Raw genomic sequence first — 3,224 nt, 5'->3', positions numbered from 1 at the left:
ACGCGGTGCTGCTCGTGGGGCCCGCGCGGGTCGGCAAGCGGCCTCTCGCGCGCGTGATCACGGCCCTCGTGAACTGCGACCGTCCGGGCGCGCCCTGCGGGATGTGCCCGTCGTGCGTGGCGGTGCTGCGCGAGGCGCACCCGGACCTGCTGGAGGTCGAGCCGAAGACGACCACCTCCACCGGCAAGACCGCGCGGCGCCGCCTGATCCCCGTGTCCGTCGTGACCGAGCGGCGTGACGACGGGCGCGAGTACGAGCGGCACGTGGTGGAGTGGCTGGAGACGCGCGCCACGTACCGGCGCAAGGTCGTCGTGGTGGACGGTGCGGAGTTCCTGAACGAGGAGAGCGCGAACGCCCTCCTCAAGGTCGTGGAGGAGCCGCCGCACCGCGCGCTGTTCGTGTTCCTCACGGAGGACGCGGGGGCGGTCCTGCCGACCATCGCGTCGCGCGCCTCGCGGGTGCTGGTGCCGCCCGTCGCGGACGTGGACGTCCGCGAGGCGCTCCACCGGCTCGGCGAGGCGGACGCGGACCTCGTCTCCTTCGCGGCGGGTCGTCCCGGCGTGATCGTGGAGCGCGTCCGGGCGCGGGAGGTGCTCGCGGAGGCGCGCGCGTTCGTGGACGCGCTGGACGTGGGCATGCTGGAGGCGCTGGAGGCCGCCGAGGGGCTGGAGAAGCGCTTCGACCCGCAGTGGCACCCGGAGGCGCTGCGCTTCGTGCTGCGCGGGCGCTCGTCGGGCGCCCGCGCGGGCGCCGACGACGCGCTCGAACGCGCGCTCGCGGCGCTGGAGCAGTACGTGAGCCCCAGCCTCGTGTTCCAGGTGCTCGCGCTGGACCTGCGCGCCGCGCTCGGCGGCTGACGCTCACCCTGAATTCCCGATGAGAAGGGGCTTCTCATCCGGGAAACATTGCGTATAGGAGCCTTAGCACCTGCCAAATGGTTGTCCTTGCCGCAATTCCTATGCTGCGGGAGCATCGGGAGGTGTACCTATGGCCAGCTTGATTCCCCTGTCCGACCTCGTCCGCGACCGCAATTACGACTTCGCGACGGACAACGTGTACGACCCCACCGGCAAGAACGCCTACGGGATGGACGGTCACAAGATCGGCGCCGTGCGCGGCGCGATGGTGGAGCCCGACACGGGCCGCCTGCGCTACCTCATCGTGGACGTCGGCGGCTGGTTCGTCAGCAAGGAGGTCCTCGTGCCCGTCGGGATGGCGCGCGTCGAGGACGACGGCGTGTACTTCGACAACCTGACCAAGGATCAGGTCAAGGAGATGCGCGAGTACCGCTACGGTCAGGACTACGACTACGACGCCCAGGTGGGTGACGAGCGCGTCCTGCGCGGCAGCGGCTACGCCGAGAAGGGCAGCTACCGCAACGAGGACAGCATGACCCTCGGCGCGGACACGGACTCCACCATCGACCGTGGCGTGGCGGGCACCGTCGGCGTGGGCGCCGTGGGTGACACCACGACCGGCCTGACGAACGACACGTCCCTGGCGGACACGGCGCGGATGGACACGACCACGCGCCGCTACGACTACCGCGACACGGACCAGAGCGACGCGCTGTTCAAGACGCCCAAGCGGCTTCAGCTGCTCGAGGAGCGCCTCTCCGTCGACAAGGACCGCTACGTGGCGGGCAGCGTGGAGATCGGCAAGCACGTCGAGACGCGCCAGCAGAACGTGAACGTGGAGCTCCAGCACGAGGAGCTCATCATCGAGCGCCGTCCCGTCACGGACCCCCGCCCCGTGGACGGCAACGTGACGCTCGGCGCGGCCAGCGAGACGGTCCGCGTGGACCTGGAGGCCGAGCGCGCCGAGGTGGTCAAGCAGGCCTTCGTGACGGAGGAGGTGGAGGTCGGCAAGCGCACCGAGACCGAGAGCCGCACCTTCACGGAGACCGTGGGCCGCGAGGTCCTCGACGTGAACAAGACCGGCAGCGTGGACCTGCACGGCGCGGACGGCACCACCCTGCGCGACGGCGCCACGACGAACCGCGAGGGCCTGCTGGAGCGCGCCGACGAGGCGATCGACCGGCTCGACGGCAAGATCGACCGCGACCACAATCGTTGAGGACCGGGCGGGGTGAACACCCCGCCGGAAGCGGTGGGCGGCGCGGTGGGGTCGCGGGACTTCAGGGTCCGGACTCCACCGCGGCGCCCTGCGAGGAGAGGCGATGACCGAGAGAAACGAGCTGGGCACCGAGGTGCCGCTCGGCACCGAGGGGAACGTGACGGAAGTCGCGCGCTTCGAGCTGCTGGAGGAGCGCGCGCAGGTGGAGAAACGCCGCGAGGTCGCGAGCACCGTCCGGGTCCGCCGCGAGGTGGAGCGCCGGACGGTCACGCTGACGGCGGAACTCCTCACGGAGACGGTCTTCGTGGAGGTCGTGCGCGGTTCGGGCGTGGGGAGCGTCGTGATCGACGGGGTGCCGCTCGCGGAGGGCGAGACGCGTGAGATCGTCACGTACCGCGAGGAGGCCGAGGTCGTGAAGCGGCCCGTCATCGCGGAGGAGGTCCGGCTGCTCAAGCGGGCCGTCACGAACCGCGAGACGCTCGACGTGGAGCTCGGACGCGAGGTGCTGCGCTTCGTGCGCGCCGAGCCCGCGGACCTGGAGACGCCCGACGTGGGCGTCCGGAACATCGGAGGTGAGTCATGAACGGACAGAACGCGGCGCAGGGCGCCCGGGAGAAGGTGGTGGGGACGATCGGCAGCGCGGCGGACGTCGTGGGCGTGGCCGTGGAGAAGGCGGCGGAGCGCGTCGCGGAGGTCGCGCGTCCGGCGGCGGCGGTCGTCACGAACGCGGTGGAGCGCGCGGCGGGCGCCGTGGCCCAGTCGCCCGTGATGCCGGTCGCGCAGACGGTCGCGAGGGGCACGGAGAGCGTCGCGACGGGCGTCGCGGAGCGTGGCGGGAACGCCGTGCAGGCGGGGACGCGTCAGTCCGCCGATCTCGGTGGGGCGGCCCTGGGCGGTGTGAAGACCGTCGCACGTCACTCGGCCGACCTGGGCGGGGTGGCGCTGGGCGGCGCGAAGGCCGTGGCGAAGCAGTCCGCGGAGCTCGGCGCGGGCGCCCTGGAAGGCGCGAAGACCGTGGCGAAGCAGTCCGCTCAGCTCGGTGCGGGCGCCCTGGAGGGCGCGAAGACCGTGGCGAAGCAGTCGGCGGAACTTGGCGCGGGCGCCCTGGCGGGCCTGACGAGCGTGGCGCAGAAGACCGTGGAGCGCGG

Annotated in this window: 4 protein-coding genes; all 4 read left to right on the top strand. The window is 72.1% G+C overall.

Annotated elements, in window-relative coordinates:
• Positions 1-857: DNA polymerase III (locus DEIPI_RS32200; protein WP_084474493.1), on the top strand; the 857-nt coding region annotated here is incomplete at its 5' end.
• Positions 858-987: 130 nt separating this feature from the next.
• Positions 988-2,076 carry a PRC and DUF2382 domain-containing protein gene (locus DEIPI_RS0117330; protein WP_027482594.1) on the top strand — a complete coding sequence of 363 codons (1,089 nt, stop codon included), beginning with the start codon at positions 988-990 and terminating at the stop codon, positions 2,074-2,076.
• Positions 2,077-2,179: 103 nt separating this feature from the next.
• Positions 2,180-2,659: a DUF2382 domain-containing protein gene (locus tag DEIPI_RS0117325; protein WP_027482593.1), complete on the top strand. Its 480-nt coding sequence runs from the start codon at positions 2,180-2,182 to the stop codon at positions 2,657-2,659.
• Positions 2,656-3,224 (top strand): hypothetical protein (locus tag DEIPI_RS40215; RefSeq protein ID WP_045234603.1); only part of this gene is annotated, 569 nt, incomplete at its 3' end. The genes DEIPI_RS0117325 and DEIPI_RS40215, both read left to right, overlap by 4 nt.

The organism is Deinococcus pimensis DSM 21231 (assembly GCF_000519345.1).
GTDB classification, from domain to species: domain Bacteria; phylum Deinococcota; class Deinococci; order Deinococcales; family Deinococcaceae; genus Deinococcus_A; species Deinococcus_A pimensis.
Note: the sequence above shows the minus strand (reverse complement) of the source record. Positions and strands in the feature narration are given on the sequence as shown.

Coding starts and splice junctions, on each gene's coding strand:
- DEIPI_RS0117330 (WP_027482594.1), top strand. CDS start 988: ATGGCCAGCTTGATTCCCCTGTCCGACCTCGTCCGCGACCGCAATTAC.
- DEIPI_RS0117325 (WP_027482593.1), top strand. CDS start 2,180: ATGACCGAGAGAAACGAGCTGGGCACCGAGGTGCCGCTCGGCACCGAG.